The following is a 15,665-nucleotide window of genomic DNA, read 5'->3' on the forward strand; positions in this document are numbered from 1 at the left end:
ACGAGCGCAAGCGGCATTTTTTACTTGAAACAACCATGAACCACGACAAAAATGTCACCACCACCGTCGGCCACCTGATCGACGGCAAGATCGTTGCCGATTCTGATCGCACGCAGCCCGTGTTCAACCCTGCCACCGGCCAATCGACCACCAGCGTGGCGCTGGCGAGCAAAGCGACGGTGGAGGCTGCGATTGCCTCGGCCGAGGCCGCCTTCCCCGCCTGGCGCAACACGCCGCCTTTGAAGCGCGCCCGCGTGATGAGCAAGCTGAAGGTGCTGCTCGAAGAAAACGCCGACAAGATTGCCGCGATGATCACCGCCGAACACGGCAAGGTGCTGGCCGATGCACATGGCGAGCTGCAGCGCGGCATCGAGAACGTGGAATACGCGAGCTATGCGCCCGAGCTGCTCAAGGGCGAGCACAGCCGCAACGTGGGCCCCAGCATCGACTCTTGGAGTGAGTTCCAGGCGCTGGGCGTCACCGCCGGCATCACGCCGTTCAACTTCCCGGCCATGGTGCCGCTGTGGATGTGGCCCATGGCCGTGGCGTGTGGCAACACCTTTGTGCTCAAGCCTTCGGAGCGCGACCCCTCCTCCACGCTGTTCATCGCCCAGCTGGCCCTCGAAGCCGGCCTGCCCCCCGGCGTGCTGAACGTGGTCAACGGCGACAAGCTGGCCGTCGATACGCTGCTGCAGGACCCCCGCGTGAAAGCCGTGAGCTTTGTGGGCTCCACGCCGATTGCCGAATACATCTACAGCGAAGGCTGCAAGCACGGCAAGCGCGTGCAGGCCCTGGGCGGCGCCAAGAACCACGCGGTGCTCATGCCCGACGCCGATGTGGACAACGCCGTGAGCGCCCTCATGGGAGCGGCCTACGGATCGTGCGGCGAGCGCTGCATGGCCATCCCGCTGCTGGTGGCCGTGGGCGACGCAGTGGGTGACGCCGTGATCGCGGGCCTGACGACCGAAATCGCCAAGATGAAGGTGGGCCCCGGCACCGACAACAGCAATGACATGGGCCCGCTGGTGACCAAGCCGCACTTCGAGAAGGTGAAGGCCTATGTGGACAGCGGCGTGGCCGAAGGCGCCACGCTGGTGGTCGATGGCCGCAGCGTGAAGGTGGCGGGCCACGAGGAAGGCTACTTCCTGGGCGCCTGCCTGTTCGACAACGTCAAGCCCGGCATGAAGATCTACCAAGAAGAAATCTTCGGCCCCGTGCTCGGCGTGGTGCGCGTGAAGACGCTGCAGGAAGCCATGCAGCTCATCAACGACCACGAATACGGCAACGGCACCTGCATCTTCACCCGCGACGGTGAGGCCGCCCGCTACTTCACCGACCACATCCAGGTCGGCATGGTGGGCGTGAACGTGCCTCTGCCCGTGCCGGTGGCCTACCACTCGTTTGGCGGCTGGAAGCGCAGCCTGTTCGGCGACCTGCACGCCTACGGCCCGGACGCCGTGCGCTTTTACACCAAGCGCAAGACCATCACGCAGCGCTGGCCGTCGGCCGGCGTGCGCGAGGGGGCGATGTTCAGCTTCCCGAGCAGCCGCTGAAGCAGCCGTCGGCGTCTACGCTTCAACGACAAAGGCCCCATGCGGGGCCTTTTTTTGTTCCATGCCGCGCCAGAGCATTGGAAGTCAGGCCATCCCAATGACCACGGCCGGCGCGGCATGCACTCTTTTGACGCCAGAAGAGTCCATGAAGCGACCCGTTTCTGGCAAGCGCGGTGTCGCCCCTCAAAAAGCAAAACACCTCATAGCTTTTGTGCATGGATACGGGGGTCTCAAAACCCCGTCCGCACGACACAATGAATGGGCAAACAGCCCCTGAGTAAGCAGATTCGCTTACTAGGGTTTTTACGCACATCCCCCTACAATCGCAGACCCTTACAAAGCTGACAGCCTGCTGCAGACCCGCTGGAGTACGGTTTTGGCCCCTCACCCCCTGAGTTGGAGACACTGAATGCCCGAGAACACCACGGCCGAGAACAACAACAGCAATACCGACAAGCGCGCCCAGTTGCGCCGTGCCGCTCTCGAGTACCACGAGTTTCCCAAACCCGGCAAGCTGGCGATTGCTGCCACCAAGCAGATGATCAACCAGCACGATCTCGCGCTGGCCTACTCGCCGGGCGTGGCCGCGCCCTGCGAAGAGATCGTCAAGGACCCTGCCAACGCCTTCCGCTACACCTCGCGCGGCAATCTTGTCGCCGTGATCTCCAACGGCACGGCCGTGCTGGGCCTGGGCGACATTGGCGCGCTGGCCTCCAAGCCGGTGATGGAAGGCAAGGCCGTCCTGTTCAAGAAGTTTGCGGGCGTCGACGTGTTCGACATCGAGATCGACGAGAAGGACCCAGCCAAGCTGGTGGAAGTGATTGCCGCGCTGGAGCCAACGTTCGGCGCCATCAACCTCGAAGACATCAAGGCCCCCGATTGCTTCTACGTGGAGCGCGAGCTGCGCAAGCGCATGAAGATCCCGGTCTTCCACGACGACCAGCACGGCACGGCCATCACGGTGGCGGCTGCCATCGTGAATGCGCTGAAGGTGGCAGGCAAGAAGATTGAAGACGTGAAGCTGGTCACCAGCGGCGCGGGCGCTGCGGCCCTGGCCTGCCTGAACCTGCTGCTCAAGGTGGGCGTGCAGCGCAAGAACGTGTTCGTTACCGACCTGGCCGGTGTGGTCTATGAGGGCCGCGAAGAGCTGATGGACGACGACAAGCGCCAGTTCATGCAGAAGACCGACGCGCGCAAGCTGGCCGAGGTGATGGTCGGCGCCGACGTGTTCCTGGGCCTGTCGGCTGGCAACGTGCTCAAGCCCGAGATGGTGGCCACGATGGCCGAGCGCCCGGTGATCTTCGCGCTGGCCAACCCCAACCCCGAGATCACGCCCGAGCTGGCACACAGCGTGCGCAGCGACATCATCATGGCCACGGGGCGCTCGGACTACCCCAACCAGGTGAACAACGTGCTGTGCTTCCCCTACATCTTCCGGGGTGCACTGGACTGCGGCGCCACCACCATCACCGATGAGATGGAAATTGCCGCCGTGCACGCGATTGCCGAGCTGGCCCAGGCCGAGCAGAGCGAGGTGGTGGCAGCCGCCTACGTGGGCGAGAAGCTCACCTTCGGCCCCGAGTACCTGATCCCCAAGCCCTTTGACCCACGGCTGATGATGAAGATCGCCCCGGCAGTGGCCCAGGCGGCCATGGACAGCGGCGTGGCGCAGCGCCCCATCGCAGATATGGACGCCTACCGCGAGCGGCTGCAGACCTTTGTGTATGCCTCGGGCACCACGATGAAGCCCATCTTCGACGCGGCGCGCAATGCCGCGAAGAAGCGCGTGGCCTATGCCGAAGGTGAAGAAGAGCGCGTGCTGCGCGCCGCGCAGATCGTGGTGGACGAAAAGGTCGCCCGCCCGACGCTGATCGGCCGTCCCGCCATCATCGCCCAGCGCATCGAAAAGTTTGGCCTGCGCCTGAAGGAAGGCGTGGACTACGACGTGGTCAACACCGACTTCGACCACCGCTACAACGACTTCTGGCAGACCTACCACCGCATGACGGAGCGCAAGGGCATCACCCAGCAGGTCGCCAAGATCGAGATGCGCCGCCGCCTCACGCTGATCGGCGCGATGATGCTGCACAAGGGCGAGGTGGACGGCCTGATCTGCGGCACCTGGGGCACCACCGCCAACCACCTGCTCTACATCGATCAGGTCATCGGCAAGCATGCGGGCGGCGCCGACAGCACGGCGCAGGACGTGCCCGTGTACGCCTGCATGAACGGCCTCATGCTGCCCGGCCGCCAGGTGTTCCTGGTGGACACCCACGTCAACTACGACCCCACCCCCCAGGAGCTGGCCGAGATCACCGCCCTGGCCGCCGAAGAAATGATGCGTTTTGGCATCAAGCCCAAGGCCGCGCTGCTGTCGCACTCCAACTTTGGCACCAGCAACCACCCCAGCGCCGTGAAGATGCGCCAGACGCTGGAGCTGCTGCGCCAGCAGGCGCCCTGGCTGGAAGTGGACGGCGAAATGCACGGCGATGTGGCGCTGGACGGCAAGGCCCGCGCGGCCCTCATGCCCAGCAGTGAACTCACTGGCGATGCCAATCTGCTGGTGTTCCCCAATATTGATGCCGCCAACATTGCCTACAACCTGCTCAAGACCGCAGCCGGTGGCGGCATTGCGATCGGCCCCGTGCTGCTGGGTGCGGCCAAGCCCGTCCATATCCTGACACCCAGCGCCACCGTGCGCCGGATTGTCAATATGACCGCCTTGACGGTGGCCGACGCCAACGTTTCAAGATAAGCCACAAAGCGGTAGCAAGTGCTAACTTAAGGCACTTGATCAACCCTTCAGCGTCTGCCCAATCTTTGTGCAGACGCTTGCTTTTTGGGGGCCGTTGAGCGACACTAGCGGCTCGAAATTTCGGGTTAACCCGTAGTTTCTGAAAGGTTCGTTGATGTTGAAGGCTGTAGCCACCCGGGCGCGCAAAGCAGGGTTTTTGTGTGTTTTGGGTGTTGCGTTCGTGTTGTCCCCGGCAATGGGGCACGCTCGAAACGCCCCGTCTACCGGCGGCGCCATCCCCCCCATCGCATTGGCCGAGTTGCCGCCCCAAGGGCGAGATACCTATGCGCTGATCCGTGAAGGAGGGCCCTTTCCGTATGACAAGGACGGAACAGTTTTCGGCAACCGCGAGCGGCTGTTGCCCGCCCACAAGCGGGGCTACTACCGTGAGTACACCGTCAGAACACCAGGATCGCGCAACCGGGGAGCCCGGCGCATCGTGTGTGGCGGCAAGCCCCGGGTTCCGGATGCCTGCTACTACACCAGCGATCACTACGCCAGTTTTCGCGAAATCGTCGAGTGACACCCGTTGCGCTGCACGCAGGCCAGAGATACGCTGGCAGCGGTCAGTGCGCCCCCTTGAATCCCCCACCCGCAGGCTGCATTCCGCAGCCCTGCGGAGAGCCAGAAGTTTGTGGACTTTCTAAAGAAAGAGTAGCGGAGATGCAGACGCCACTTCGTAAAGACCTGGAAACGCCACTGCGTGGCGTGCGCACCAACATCGTGCAGTCCATTCGCGCGTTCCGCGTGCAGGACCTGCAGGATGCGGCCACCTCCATGGGTCACCATTTCTTGTATGCCAACCTGGCCCACGCGCAGTCCAAACAGGATGTGCTGGACCTGATTGCCGCCCAGTTCACCTTCCCGTCGCATTTCGGCAAGAACTTCGACGCGTTGTACGACTGCATGACGGACCCCTTGCACAAATCGGGCCCGCAGCCAGGATTCATCGTGGTGCTGGAGCAGATCCCCGCCACGGCCAAGTTTGACAAGGAAGCACGCGAGCAGCTGCTCGACATCTTCCGCGACGCGGCGGACTACTGGGGTGATCGCAAGATCCCCTTCCGGTGTTTCTATTCTTTTCTGTAGCCCGTTCTGCATCCACCAGCCAAGCAGAACGGGCGAACGAGGCTACCGGCGCCCAGGAAGTCAAGGGCATCGAGATCCACGCGGAATCCGCCGAGAAGATGCCGACCGACAAGCTCGTGGACGTCTCCCCCATGGCGCTGCGCATGAGCAGCCCTTTCAACGCGGGTTACTGGCTCAGCGCCGCATAACTCGGTACATCCCCCTGAGCGGCTGCGCCGCTTCCCCCTTCTCTCGGCTTCGCCGGGAAGGGGGACGACACCAGCGCGGCGGGGCGGCCCTTGCGCGGTGTCACTGGCCTGGGCTGCGTCAGTTGCTATGGGTTGTGGCGAAGTCAAGCGCTAGCTTGCTCACCGTAGACACACCGCGCATCAATAGTGAAAACACTGCTTTGCGCGCGTCCAGCAAGCACCAACAGCTATCAATTTAAGAGCAAACTTGCGCCAGTGCCACGTATTCGGCCACGGGCACTTCCTCGGCGCGGCGCTGGGTGTCGAAGTGGCCAGCGAACTGGCGGGCTTCCAGCCAGCGGCCCAGGGTGTGGCGCAGCAGCTTGCGGCGCTGGCTGAAGGCGACCTGCACCAGTTCTTCGAGCACGGGCACCGACAGTGGCGCGGGCTCGGCATGGGGCACCATGCGCACCACGGCGCTGTCCACGCGCGGGGGCGGGTCGAAGCTCTCGGGCGGCACGAACAGCACGTTTTCCATGGCATAGCGCCATTGCAGCATCACCGACAGGCGGCCATAGTCGCCCGTCGCGGGGCTGGCCACCATGCGGTCGATGACCTCCTTTTGCAGCATGAAGTGCTGGTCTTCGATGACCTGCACATGCGCGAGCAGGTGGAACAGGATGGGCGTGGAGATGTTGTAGGGCAGGTTGCCCACCACGCGCAGCCGCAGCCCGGGCTGACCGGCCTTCTCGCGCAGGGTCTGCGCGAGGGCCGTGAAATCCACCTTCAGCACGTCAGATTCGATCACGTCGAGCTGGCCATGCAGTCGCAGGCGCAGCGCCAGGTCGCGGTCCAGTTCGATGACGGTGAGGCGCCCCAGGCGCTCCACCAGGGGCTGGGTCAGAGCAGCCAGGCCGGGCCCGATTTCGACCATGGGCTGGCCCGGCAGCGGGGCGATGGCCGAAACGATGCCGTCGATGATGCCGTGGTCGGACAGGAAATGCTGCCCGAAGCGCTTGCGGGGGATGTGTTTCAACGCGGCCTTGCCTGTCTTGTCACGGAAGTGGGGGATGGGTCTGCTGCTACCAATGCTGCTGCAGGTGTTTACTGGGGTGGCTCGCGGTACTCGACATACGCGCGCCCGCGCAGCTCCTGCGCCCAGGTGGCGTAGGCCTCGTCGAGTTTCTTCTCGCGCACGACGCCACGCGCCATCTCACGCTGTTCGCGCTGGGTGAGCTTGGCCTCGCGCCGCTCCAGCAGCTGAACCAGGTGCACACCAAAACGCGACACCAGCGGCTCGCTGATCTCGCCGGGCTTGAGGGTGTCCAGGGCCTGTTCGAACTCGGGCACATACCGGCCGGGGCTGGCCCAGCCCAGGTCGCCGCCGTCCTTGGCGCTGCCGTCCTGCGAATGCTCGCGCGCCAGCGCCGCAAAGTCGGCCTGGCCCGCGAGCACGCGGCGGCGGTAGTCGGCCAGGCGGGCGGCGGCGGCGGTCTCGGACAGCTGGGGGCCGGTGCGCAGCAGGATGTGACGGGCGTGGTTCTGCACCACGGTCGCGGGCATGCCCGCCGTGACCCGCTCCACCACCTTGAGCACGTGGAAACCCGCCGGGGACCGCACGGGGCCCACGATGGAGCCGACGGGCAGGCCCAGCGTGGAGTTCACGAACAGCTCCGGGTAGCGATCGGCCGGACGCAGGCCCAGCAGGCCACCCGCGCGCTGCCCCTCTGCAGCGTCAGAAAACTCGCGCGCCACGGCGGCAAAGTCTTCACCGGCCCGCACCTTGTCGGCCGCGCGCTGGGCTCTGGCCTGGCGCTCGGCCACCTGCACGGGGCTGGCGTTCTCGGGCACCAGCACCAGCACATGGCCCAGGTTGATTTCCATTGCGGCGGGGTCCGTGCCCTTCTGCTCGTCGCGCAGGTACTGGTCCACGTCCAGGTCGGTCACTTTCACCCGCGCTTCCACCTCGCGTTCGCGCAGGCGTTGCTGCAGCAGCTGGTTGCGCAGCTCTTCGCGGAAACGTTCGCGGCTCATGCCGTCGCGGCCCAGGCGCGCATACAGCTGCTCCACGGTCATGTCGTTCTGGCGGGCCACGCCCTGTTCGGCCTGGGCCACCGCCATATCGTCCACCTTGATGCCGGATTCACGCGCCTGCTGGAGCTGCACCTTCTCCAGGATGATGCGTTCCAGCACCTCGCGCGCGAGCAGGTCGCGCGGGGGCATGGCGCCGCCCTGCTTGGCCAGCTGGGCCTCGGCCCGGGCCAGGCGCGAGCGCACTTCGTAGTTGGTCACAGGCTCGGAATTGACCACCGCCACGATGAAGTCGGCCGAGCGGGGCGCCGTGCCCGCGCCAGACTCTGGCAGCGTGATCGACGGCGCCGCCGGTGGGCGTGCCGAGGGCGCGGACAGGCCACTCTTGCCGGACGGCGACGCCCCCGAAGGGCGCAGCCCCTGCGCCGCAGCGCCCTGCATGCTCATGGAGGCCAGGGTGGCAAGGGCCAGTGCAAAAACTCGGTGGTTCATGGCGTTAGTCGTAGTTGCTGAAACGGCTGGGCGTGGAGACCTGCTCGCGCAGGTTCTGGTAGCGCGGCACGTTGTTCTTGAAGGTTTCCAGCGGGCTGGAGCCCAGGCTGAGGCGGGAGAATCCCACAAATTCGATCTGGAACAGCAGGCGGGTGTTGGACGTGGTCACGCTGCTTTGCAGGCGCTCCAGCACCACGCGGCCGATCCAGCAGCAGCTGTCGTACTCGAAGCCCACCACGGTGTCCACGAGCTTGCGGTCCTTGATGCTGTAGTTCAGGCGGCCCACGCTGTACCAGCGCCCGCCGCCCTGGCCCCGGCCTGCGCCCAGGTCCTGGCCCTTGTCGCCCCACAGGTCGTTCAGGGGCCATTGCCAGCCCACATCGACCTGCTCGCTGGTGCCACGCTGCAGGCGGTAGGCCGCGCTCACGGTGCGGTAGTTGCCGGGGCTGTAGCGCGCGCCGATGGTCGAGCGGATGGAGCGGCCTGTCTTGGGGTTGTACTGCACGGTGGAGTCAAAGCCCCACTGCGGTGTCCAGGTGATGCCCGCGCCCAGCAGCAGGTCGGACAGACGCTCGCTCACGGGCGCCACGCCCGGCAGGGTGACCTTCTGGTCCGAAAAGCGCAGGCGCTGGGCCACGCCGAAGCGCACCGCCTCGGCGCCCGAGTTCGGGTCGAGCAGCCGCGTGGTCAGCCCCAGGGTGAGCAGGTTGTTGTCGGCCAGGCGGTCGTTGCCGCCAAAGGCGTTCTCCGTGAAGATGGTGGCGAAGTTGAAGTCATTGGCTGCCGTGTCGTACACCGGCAGGCGGCTCTGGTCGCGGTAGGGCGTGTAGGTGTAGAACGCCCGGGGCTCCAGCGTCTGCAAAAAGGCACGGCCAAAGTAGGCCGCGTCGCGCTCGAACACCAGGCCGCTGTCCAGGCTGAACGTGGGCAGCGTGCGGCTGGCCGAGCGGTCGCCGTTGGACAGGGGGGTGTCGAACTGGTACGTGGTGGCGTGCAGCTGCAGGCGCGGCGTGATGAAACCGCCGGGTGCAAGAAACGGTCGGCTGATCTGCGCCATTGCATAGCTGCGGTCGGCATTGGGCTGACCCGTGAGAGCGCGAGCGGCCTGGAAGCGCGTGGTGTCCAACTCCACGGTCGCGTCGAAACCGCCATCCAGCTGGGTCGGGACGTAGCGCCACTGCAGCTGGGGCATGCGGTCGTAAGGCGGCACGATGGGCGCGTTCACGTCCTGCAGCGTCTGCCATTTCAGGGTGCGGACACTGGCGCTCATGTCGTTGCGGGCCCAGGACAGCGTGGCGTCGCCGGGCAGCAGGCGCTGGCGCAACGGCTCGGAGGCGCGGCCAAAGTCGCGCCAGTAGTTGTCGTCGCTCACGCGGTTGATGTTCAGGTTCAGGCCCAGGCCACCGATGGCGGTGTCAAACGCGCCCTGGTGCTGGCCCGAGAAGCTCCAGCGCAGGCGGTCCCGCAGCCGGTCGGCCGGCATCACGTCCGCGCTGATCTGACCCGAGTACGTGGGCTCCAGGTAACGGAACTCGCCGCCCAGGTTGGCGCCGCGTTTGGTCATGAGCGCGGCGCGCAGCGTGGCATCGCGGTTGGGGGCGATGTTCCAGTAGTAGGGCTGGATGTAGGCCACGCCGTCCCGGCTGTCGAGGCCGATGGTGGGCGGCAGCAGGCCCGACTTGCGCTTGTCCGACAGCGGGAAGGTGATGTAGGGGATGGGCAGCACCGAGATGCCCTTGAACTCCAGCACGGCGTTCTCGGCCGTGCCCACTTCTTCTTCGTTGTCCAGGCGCAGCGTGCCTGCGCGCAGCACCCAGTCGGGCTCCCAGCTGGCTTCGTTGCCGCGCTCGCAGGTGGTGTAGGTGGCGTTGTGCACCACGGCCCGGTAGCGGTCGATGAAGTCCACGCGCGTGGCGTCGCCATGCGCCTGTGTGGCCAGGAACTGGTAACGCGCGTCGCTGAAGAAGCCCTCGAACGCATCCACGCGCAGCTCCAGCGCCGTGCCCTCGTAGACATTGCCCGCGCGGTTGATGCGCACCTTGCCGTTGGCCTTGGCCAGGTCTTCGGGCACGTTGTAGTCCAGCCGGTCGGCGTGGATCACGGTGTCGCCCCGCCGCAGCTCGGCATTGCCCTCAATGAGCGCGTTCAGGTCGGTCTGGCCGCTGATGTGGTCGCCCTTCACAAACACGGGCAGCTGGGGGCGCACGGCGTCCGGGATCTTCTCCTGCAGCAGGGGCGAGGTGCGCAGCGCAGGCGGGGCATCCCAGGCGCTGTGGGCCGGGCCCTGGGCCAGGGCCGTCAGCGGCCAGCTGCAACAGGCCAGTGCGACACCATAGGCCAGGGCACGCGGCACCGGGGCGCGCAGGCGCGCCGCCTGTGCCGTGGCAGGCCGGGGCCGGAGGGAAGGGGGGGTCTGCACGGTGGGGGGCTGGCAGCGTGGCACGTGGGGTGGTGGTTCGGGCGGTGGCAGAGGAAGAAGGCCCGCCCCAGGCTCTGCGGGGATGCGTGCCCAAAGCGGGTTTTAAAATCGGATTATCCATGAGCCACCCCTTCCCCCCATCACCCGCCGGTGCGCCCCTGGGCGCGGCCGCTGCCGCCGCCACATTGCCCCCCGTGACCTGGCCCGACGCCGCCCGCAAAGCGGCCTTCGACGCCTGGCTGGCGCCCCTGGCCGGCCCCCAGCAATTGCTGCCCGCCACGCTGCGCCTCGCCTCGGCCGATGCGAGCTTTCGTCGCTACCTGCGCATCGACACGGCCACGGGCGCCAGCCGCATCGTGATGGATGCCCCGCCCGAAAAGGAAAACTGCAAGCCTTTCGTGCAGGTGCAGGGCCTGATGGCCGCTGCCGGGCTGAACGTGCCGCAGATCCTGGCGTTTGACGAGCCCACCGGCTTCATGTTGCTGTCCGACCTGGGCCACCAGACCGTGATCGAGCGGCTGAACCCCGAAAAACCCCAGGACGCCTACACCTGGTACCAGCAGGCCACCGATGTACTGCTGCAGTGGCAAAAAGCCTCCACCCCCGGCGTGCTGCCCGTGTACGACGACGCGCTGCTGCGCCGCGAACTGGCGCTGTTCCCCGACTGGTACCTCGCCAAGCACCGCGCCATCGCCCTGGACGACAAGCAGCAGGCCACCTTGAGCAGCGCCTTTGACACCATCGTGGCGCACAACCTGGCCGCACCCCAGGTCTATGTGCACCGCGACTTCATGACCCGCAACCTGATGGCGCCTGTGGAAGCTGGTGCACCGCTGGGCGTGCTCGACTTCCAGGACGCGGTCTACGGCCCCATCACCTACGACATCGCCAGCCTGCTGCGCGACGCGTTCATCAGCTGGGAAGAGGAATTCGTCATCGACATCACCGTGCGCTACTGGGAGAAGGCGCGCAAGGCCGGGCTGCTGGGCGCCAACAGCGCCAGCGGCTGGGGCGATGACTTTGGCGAGTTCTACCGTGCGGTGGAATGGATGGGCCTGCAGCGCCACCTCAAGGTCGCGGGCATCTTTGCGCGTCTGACGCTGCGCGACGGCAAGCCCAAGTACCTGGCCGACGCGCCCCGGTTCATGGCCTACATCCGCGCCACCGCCAACCGCTACCGCCAGCTGGGCCCGCTGCTGCAGATGCTCGACCAGATCGAGGGCACCGAACCCGTGGTGGGCTTTGCCTACGGCCGCATGTAGGCAGGCACCGCCGCCCAGACGCCAAAATATTCAAGCAAAAACAGCCCTCTGCGCGCGATCACATTGCCCAGATAGCTATTAAAAACATAGCAAATGCCCCGTTTCCACTGCCCCGCTCCGCTGGCCACGGGCGCCGAGATTGCATTGCCCCCCGGCGCCGCGCGCCATGTGCAGGTGCTGCGCCAGCAGCCCGGCGATGCGCTGACGCTCTTCAACGGCGAAGGCGGCGAGTTCGAGGCCACGGTGCTGAAGATGGGCCGCAGCGATGTGCTGGTGCAGGTGGGCGCCCACCACGCCACCGAGCGCGAGGCGCCGCGCGCCGTGCACCTGCTGGCGGGCATCACCGCCAATGAGCGCATGGACTGGCTCGTGGAAAAAGCCACCGAACTCGGCGTGGCCAGCATCACCCCGCTGGTGGCCGAGCGCAGCGTGCTCAAGCTCAAGGGCGAGCGCGCCGACAAGAAAATCGCCCACTGGCAGGCCGTGGCCGTGGCCGCCTGCGAACAATGTGGCCGCAACCGCGTGCCCGTGGTGCACGATGCCATCGACCTCGCGGGCTGGGCGCGTGCGCAGGCAGGGGCCGCAGCGTCCGACGGGGCCGTGGCAGCGCAGCGCCTGCTGCTGTCGCTGCGCGCAGGCACCTTGCCGCTGCAGCAGGCGGCGGCCCCGGCCGGGCCGGTGCTGTTCCTCTCCGGCCCAGAAGGCGGGCTCAGCGGCGCCGAGGAAGACCTGGCCCTGTTGCATGGCTTTGCCCCCGTCACGCTCGGCCCCCGCGTACTGCGCGCCGAAACCGCGCCGCTGGCGGCCCTGGCGGCGCTGACGCTGCTGTAGGAGCCTGCTCAAAGTCTTTTTGGAGCCGCACAAGTCCCTTGCCGGGATGGGATGCTAGGCGCGGTGCGCAGCCGATAGCCCGTGCTATCGGCAAGCGCCGCAACGCCGCAGACCGCCCGGCAAGGCACTTGCCCGAAGGGTTGGAGTGAAATCGGGCGATTGGACGCCCCGGCTGCTTGCATGGGCACGAGCCCATGCGGCGCATCCGAAGCATCCACTCCTCCCGATTGCACTCCAATGCGATCTCCAAAAAGGCTTTGAACAGGCTCCAAGGATGTACGCGCGGCCCCCTGCGGCCTAAAATGCCCGATCGGCCGCGCCCAGCGCGTGGCCCCACCTCTGGCAGGAGCCCCCACCTTGCGCCCACCTTCCCGCTGGCAGCGCCTCAGGGACGTGATCCTTTCCACTGATCCCCGGCGGCGCACGCTGGTGGGGATGGCGCTGCTGGCCCTGCTGCTGATGGCCGCCAGCGCGGGCGTGATGCTGCTGGTGGCGCATGCCAGTGCTGCGCTGAACGCCACCGCCGTGCACTGGTGGGCCGCCCTCTCGGTGGGCGGGCTGGCCGTGATGACGGCCTTCATCCGGTCCGGCGCCACGCTGGCGCTGCGCGACCCCTCGCTCACCCTGCCCCAGATGGCCTGGACCATCACCAGCGGCGCCGTGGCCTATGTGCTGGCGGGCGAGGCGCGCGGGCTGGTGCCCAGCGTGCTGGCCATGATCCTGTTCTTCGGCACCTTCGGCCTCACGGTGGCCGAGGTGATCGGCATCGGCATCTATGCGCTGGTGGCCTTTGGGTGCGCGATCGGCGTGAGTTCGCGCCTCAGTGCCAACGCCTCGGGCTATCTCGACACGGCCTATGCCCTCATGGTGGTGATCGTGCTCGGCGGCTGTGTGGCGCTGAACCTGCGCATCCACCGCATCCGCGCCCGGCTGCAGCAGCAGCGTGAGGCGCTGGCGCAGGCACTGGACATCAACCGCGAGCTGGCCACACGCGACGAGCTGACCGGGCTCATCAACCGCCGCGCCATGCTCGACCTGATGGAGCTGGAACACCGCCGCAGCCTGCGCAGCGGCCGCCCGCTGCTGCTGGCACAGCTCGACATCGACCACTTCAAGCCCATCAACGACCAGCACGGCCACGCCACCGGCGACCGCGCGCTGCAAGCCTTTGCAGGCACCGTGCGCGCCCATGTGCGCGACACTGACGTGCTGGCCCGCTGGGGCGGCGAGGAGTTTGTGCTGATGCTCTGCGAGACCCAGCTGGACGACGCCCGCGAGCTGCTGGAACGCGTGCGGCTGGCGGTGGAGGCGCTCGAAATCCCCCACGCCACGGGCACGCTGCGCATGTCGGTATCGGCAGGCCTGGCCCTGCATCTGCCGGGCGACACCGTGGTGCACACGCTGGAGCGCGCCGACCAGGCGCTCTACACCGCCAAGGCCCTGGGGCGCAACCGCTGGGTGGTGGCGCCCAGCGGCCCGCAGCACCCGCCGCGCCCCGCTGCGGGCCCGTCCCCCTTCAACGCACGGGTTTGAGCGCGCCGCAGTCGGTGGCCAGCCACTTGCCGGTCTGCGCCATGTCGAGCTGGTCGGGCTTGCCGTTGCTGGTGGTCTTGACCTTGAACTGGCCCGTGTAGGCCGTGGGGCCGTTGAAGGTCATGGTGCCCTCGCCCGTGGTGGGCGGCTGACCCTGCGCGCCCTTGCAGCTGAAGCGCATGGCCACGGTGTTCGGCCCGGTGCGGGTCACGGTCTGCGTGCAACCTTCCTGCGGCGGGATGCGGTCCAGGTCGGCCTGCTCGGGGCTGATGCACACCTTCACGGTGGTGGTGCTGCCCCCCGGCCCCATGGCCACGCCCTGCTGCGCCAGCATCTGCTCCATCTGCTTGCGCTGCGCGGGCGTCATGCTGGCCATGGACTTCTGCATCTGCGCCATGGCCGCTTCCATCTCGCCGCTCTGGCTTTTCATGGCCACGCTGTGTTCCCAAAGGCCGGGGCGCATCTTCTGCACCTGGGCCTGGGCGGGCGCCAGCACACCGGTCAACAACAGGGCCGTGGTCAGGGCGATGGCGGGGTGGTGCATGGTGTGGCTTCTCCAGAGTGGGACATGCGGGAATCCGGCAATGGGCCAGTATCTCCAAGCCGGGCAGCACTGCCAAGTGGCGCCGCCCCATCAGTCAACTACATTTTTCATAGCTAAAAACCTTTACTGGATGCGCGGAAAGGCCGATTTTTATTCATAAACCCAGCCACCACCCGCTACCATCGCCCCATGGCCACCCACTACGAAACCCTGCACCCCGCCGACAGCTACCGCGAGGCCTTTGCCGTGGCGCCGCCCGACACGCCGCTGGACCGCCACCTGCGCCCGCGCAAACCCGGGGCCTGCATCGTGCCCGCCGCCAGCGCCACCGCCCTGGGTGCGGCCCCGCCGACACCAGCGGGCGAGGAGGCCAGCAGCAACAGCGCGGAGCGCGTGCTGGTGCCCGCACAATGGGGCCTGGTGCCCCACTGGGTCAAGTCGGCGTCCGACGCCAGGCTGCGCGCACCCAAGTTGGCCCACGCCAAGTCCGACCTCGCCTCCACCGGCACCGCGTTCCGCGACGCATGGCTGAACGGCCAGCGCTGCATCGTGCCGGTGCAGGCGTTTTTTGAAGACGACTGGCGCACCGGCAAGGCCGTGCCCACCCGCATCGCCCGCGTGGACGGCAAGCCCATGGGCGTGGCGGGCCTGTGGGCGCGCTGGCAAGGGGCGGACGGCGAGGTGATCGTGAGCTACTGCCTGCTCACCGTGAACGCCAACAACCACGCGCTGCTGCAGCGCTACGGCCCGCCGGGCAGCGAGAAGAACATGCCCGCCATCCTGAACGAAGGCGCCTACGACGCCTGGCTGTCGGCCCGACCCGACAAGGCCAAGGAGTTCATGCGGCAGTACGCACCCCAGTGGCTCACGGCCAACCCGGTGGAAAAGAAGGCCGACAAGGTGCCGAAGGGGTGGCTGGATTGAGGGAGCGCTGCGCCCCTCCACACCGT

General features: G+C 66.9%; 13 protein-coding genes. 9 read left to right on the forward strand and 4 right to left on the reverse strand.

Translation table 11 applies throughout. The annotated features are described in order from the left end of the window. The first annotated feature begins 35 nt into the window (after nucleotides 1–35). The 5 genes from CBY09_RS11865 to CBY09_RS11885 all read left to right on the forward strand — a co-directional run bounded on the left by CBY09_RS11865 (nucleotide 36) and on the right by CBY09_RS11885 (nucleotide 5,624). Nucleotides 36–1,553, forward strand: coding sequence for a CoA-acylating methylmalonate-semialdehyde dehydrogenase (locus CBY09_RS11865; RefSeq protein WP_094289775.1), 1,518 nt, complete (start codon nucleotides 36–38; stop codon nucleotides 1,551–1,553). A gap of 409 nt (nucleotides 1,554–1,962) precedes the next feature. Continuing rightward, entirely contained in the window at nucleotides 1,963–4,308 is a 2,346-nt protein-coding gene (locus tag CBY09_RS11870) for an NADP-dependent malic enzyme (RefSeq protein ID WP_094289777.1), read from the forward strand. Between the two features lie 154 nt (nucleotides 4,309–4,462). After that, the gene (locus CBY09_RS11875; protein ID WP_094289779.1) at nucleotides 4,463–4,870 is read left to right on the forward strand and encodes a guanyl-specific ribonuclease; all 408 of its coding nucleotides are present in this window, start codon (nucleotides 4,463–4,465) and stop codon (nucleotides 4,868–4,870) included. Nucleotides 4,871–5,010: 140 nt separating this feature from the next. After that, nucleotides 5,011–5,436: a barstar family protein gene (locus tag CBY09_RS11880; protein ID WP_063461487.1), complete on the forward strand. Its 426-nt coding sequence runs from the start codon at nucleotides 5,011–5,013 to the stop codon at nucleotides 5,434–5,436. Continuing rightward, the gene (locus CBY09_RS11885; RefSeq protein ID WP_094289781.1) at nucleotides 5,415–5,624 is read left to right on the forward strand and encodes a hypothetical protein; all 210 of its coding nucleotides are present in this window, start codon (nucleotides 5,415–5,417) and stop codon (nucleotides 5,622–5,624) included. The genes CBY09_RS11880 and CBY09_RS11885 overlap by 22 nt, the downstream gene beginning before the upstream one ends. A gap of 235 nt (nucleotides 5,625–5,859) precedes the next feature. Here CBY09_RS11885 and rsmA read toward each other — a convergent pair whose 3' ends face one another. From rsmA to CBY09_RS11900, 3 genes are all read right to left on the reverse strand, one after another. Next, on the reverse strand, nucleotides 5,860–6,639 hold the full coding sequence (rsmA, locus tag CBY09_RS11890) for a 16S rRNA (adenine(1518)-N(6)/adenine(1519)-N(6))-dimethyltransferase RsmA (protein WP_094289783.1): 780 nt from the start codon (nucleotides 6,637–6,639) through the stop codon (nucleotides 5,860–5,862). Between the two features lie 68 nt (nucleotides 6,640–6,707). Then, entirely contained in the window at nucleotides 6,708–8,126 is a 1,419-nt protein-coding gene (locus CBY09_RS11895) for a peptidylprolyl isomerase (RefSeq protein WP_094289785.1), read from the reverse strand. Nucleotides 8,127–8,130: 4 nt separating this feature from the next. Beyond that, entirely contained in the window at nucleotides 8,131–10,545 is a 2,415-nt protein-coding gene (locus CBY09_RS11900) for an LPS-assembly protein LptD (protein WP_094290191.1), read from the reverse strand. Between the two features lie 119 nt (nucleotides 10,546–10,664). Here CBY09_RS11900 and CBY09_RS11905 point away from each other — a divergent pair, with 119 nt between their 5' ends. From CBY09_RS11905 to CBY09_RS11915, 3 genes are all read left to right on the forward strand, one after another. Continuing rightward, nucleotides 10,665–11,807, forward strand: coding sequence for an aminoglycoside phosphotransferase family protein (locus tag CBY09_RS11905; protein WP_094289787.1), 1,143 nt, complete (start codon nucleotides 10,665–10,667; stop codon nucleotides 11,805–11,807). 93 nt (nucleotides 11,808–11,900) lie between these two features. Next, entirely contained in the window at nucleotides 11,901–12,638 is a 738-nt protein-coding gene (locus tag CBY09_RS11910; protein WP_094289789.1) for a 16S rRNA (uracil(1498)-N(3))-methyltransferase, read from the forward strand. A 357-nt stretch (nucleotides 12,639–12,995) separates the two neighbouring features. Then, nucleotides 12,996–14,171, forward strand: coding sequence for a diguanylate cyclase (locus CBY09_RS11915; protein WP_240515697.1), 1,176 nt, complete (start codon nucleotides 12,996–12,998; stop codon nucleotides 14,169–14,171). Here CBY09_RS11915 and CBY09_RS11920 read toward each other — a convergent pair. After that, on the reverse strand, nucleotides 14,155–14,715 hold the full coding sequence (locus CBY09_RS11920) for a DUF3617 domain-containing protein (RefSeq protein WP_094289793.1): 561 nt from the start codon (nucleotides 14,713–14,715) through the stop codon (nucleotides 14,155–14,157). The genes CBY09_RS11915 and CBY09_RS11920 overlap by 17 nt on opposite strands. Before the next feature lie 189 nt (nucleotides 14,716–14,904). On the opposite strand from CBY09_RS11920, the gene CBY09_RS11925 reads away from it, so the two are divergent. Then, a complete protein-coding gene (locus CBY09_RS11925) occupies nucleotides 14,905–15,639 on the forward strand; it encodes an SOS response-associated peptidase (protein WP_094289795.1) in 735 nt (244 codons plus the stop codon). The last annotated feature ends 26 nt before the right edge of the window (nucleotides 15,640–15,665 follow it).

It is taken from the genome of Acidovorax kalamii (genome assembly GCF_002245625.1).
Lineage (GTDB): Bacteria > Pseudomonadota > Gammaproteobacteria > Burkholderiales > Burkholderiaceae_C > Acidovorax > Acidovorax kalamii.

What these genes read in the sequence shown, in the direction of transcription:
- CBY09_RS11880 (WP_063461487.1), top strand. Translation starts at nt 5,011, where the DNA reads ATGCAGACGCCACTTCGTAAAGACCTGGAAACGCCACTGCGTGGCGTG.
- CBY09_RS11865 (WP_094289775.1), top strand. Translation starts at nt 36, where the DNA reads ATGAACCACGACAAAAATGTCACCACCACCGTCGGCCACCTGATCGAC.
- CBY09_RS11875 (WP_094289779.1), top strand. Translation starts at nt 4,463, where the DNA reads ATGTTGAAGGCTGTAGCCACCCGGGCGCGCAAAGCAGGGTTTTTGTGT.
- CBY09_RS11870 (WP_094289777.1), top strand. Translation starts at nt 1,963, where the DNA reads ATGCCCGAGAACACCACGGCCGAGAACAACAACAGCAATACCGACAAG.
- CBY09_RS11920 (WP_094289793.1), bottom strand. Translation starts at nt 14,715, where the DNA reads ATGCACCACCCCGCCATCGCCCTGACCACGGCCCTGTTGTTGACCGGT.
- CBY09_RS11910 (WP_094289789.1), top strand. Translation starts at nt 11,901, where the DNA reads ATGCCCCGTTTCCACTGCCCCGCTCCGCTGGCCACGGGCGCCGAGATT.
- CBY09_RS11895 (WP_094289785.1), bottom strand. Translation starts at nt 8,126, where the DNA reads ATGAACCACCGAGTTTTTGCACTGGCCCTTGCCACCCTGGCCTCCATG.
- CBY09_RS11925 (WP_094289795.1), top strand. Translation starts at nt 14,905, where the DNA reads ATGGCCACCCACTACGAAACCCTGCACCCCGCCGACAGCTACCGCGAG.
- CBY09_RS11905 (WP_094289787.1), top strand. Translation starts at nt 10,665, where the DNA reads ATGAGCCACCCCTTCCCCCCATCACCCGCCGGTGCGCCCCTGGGCGCG.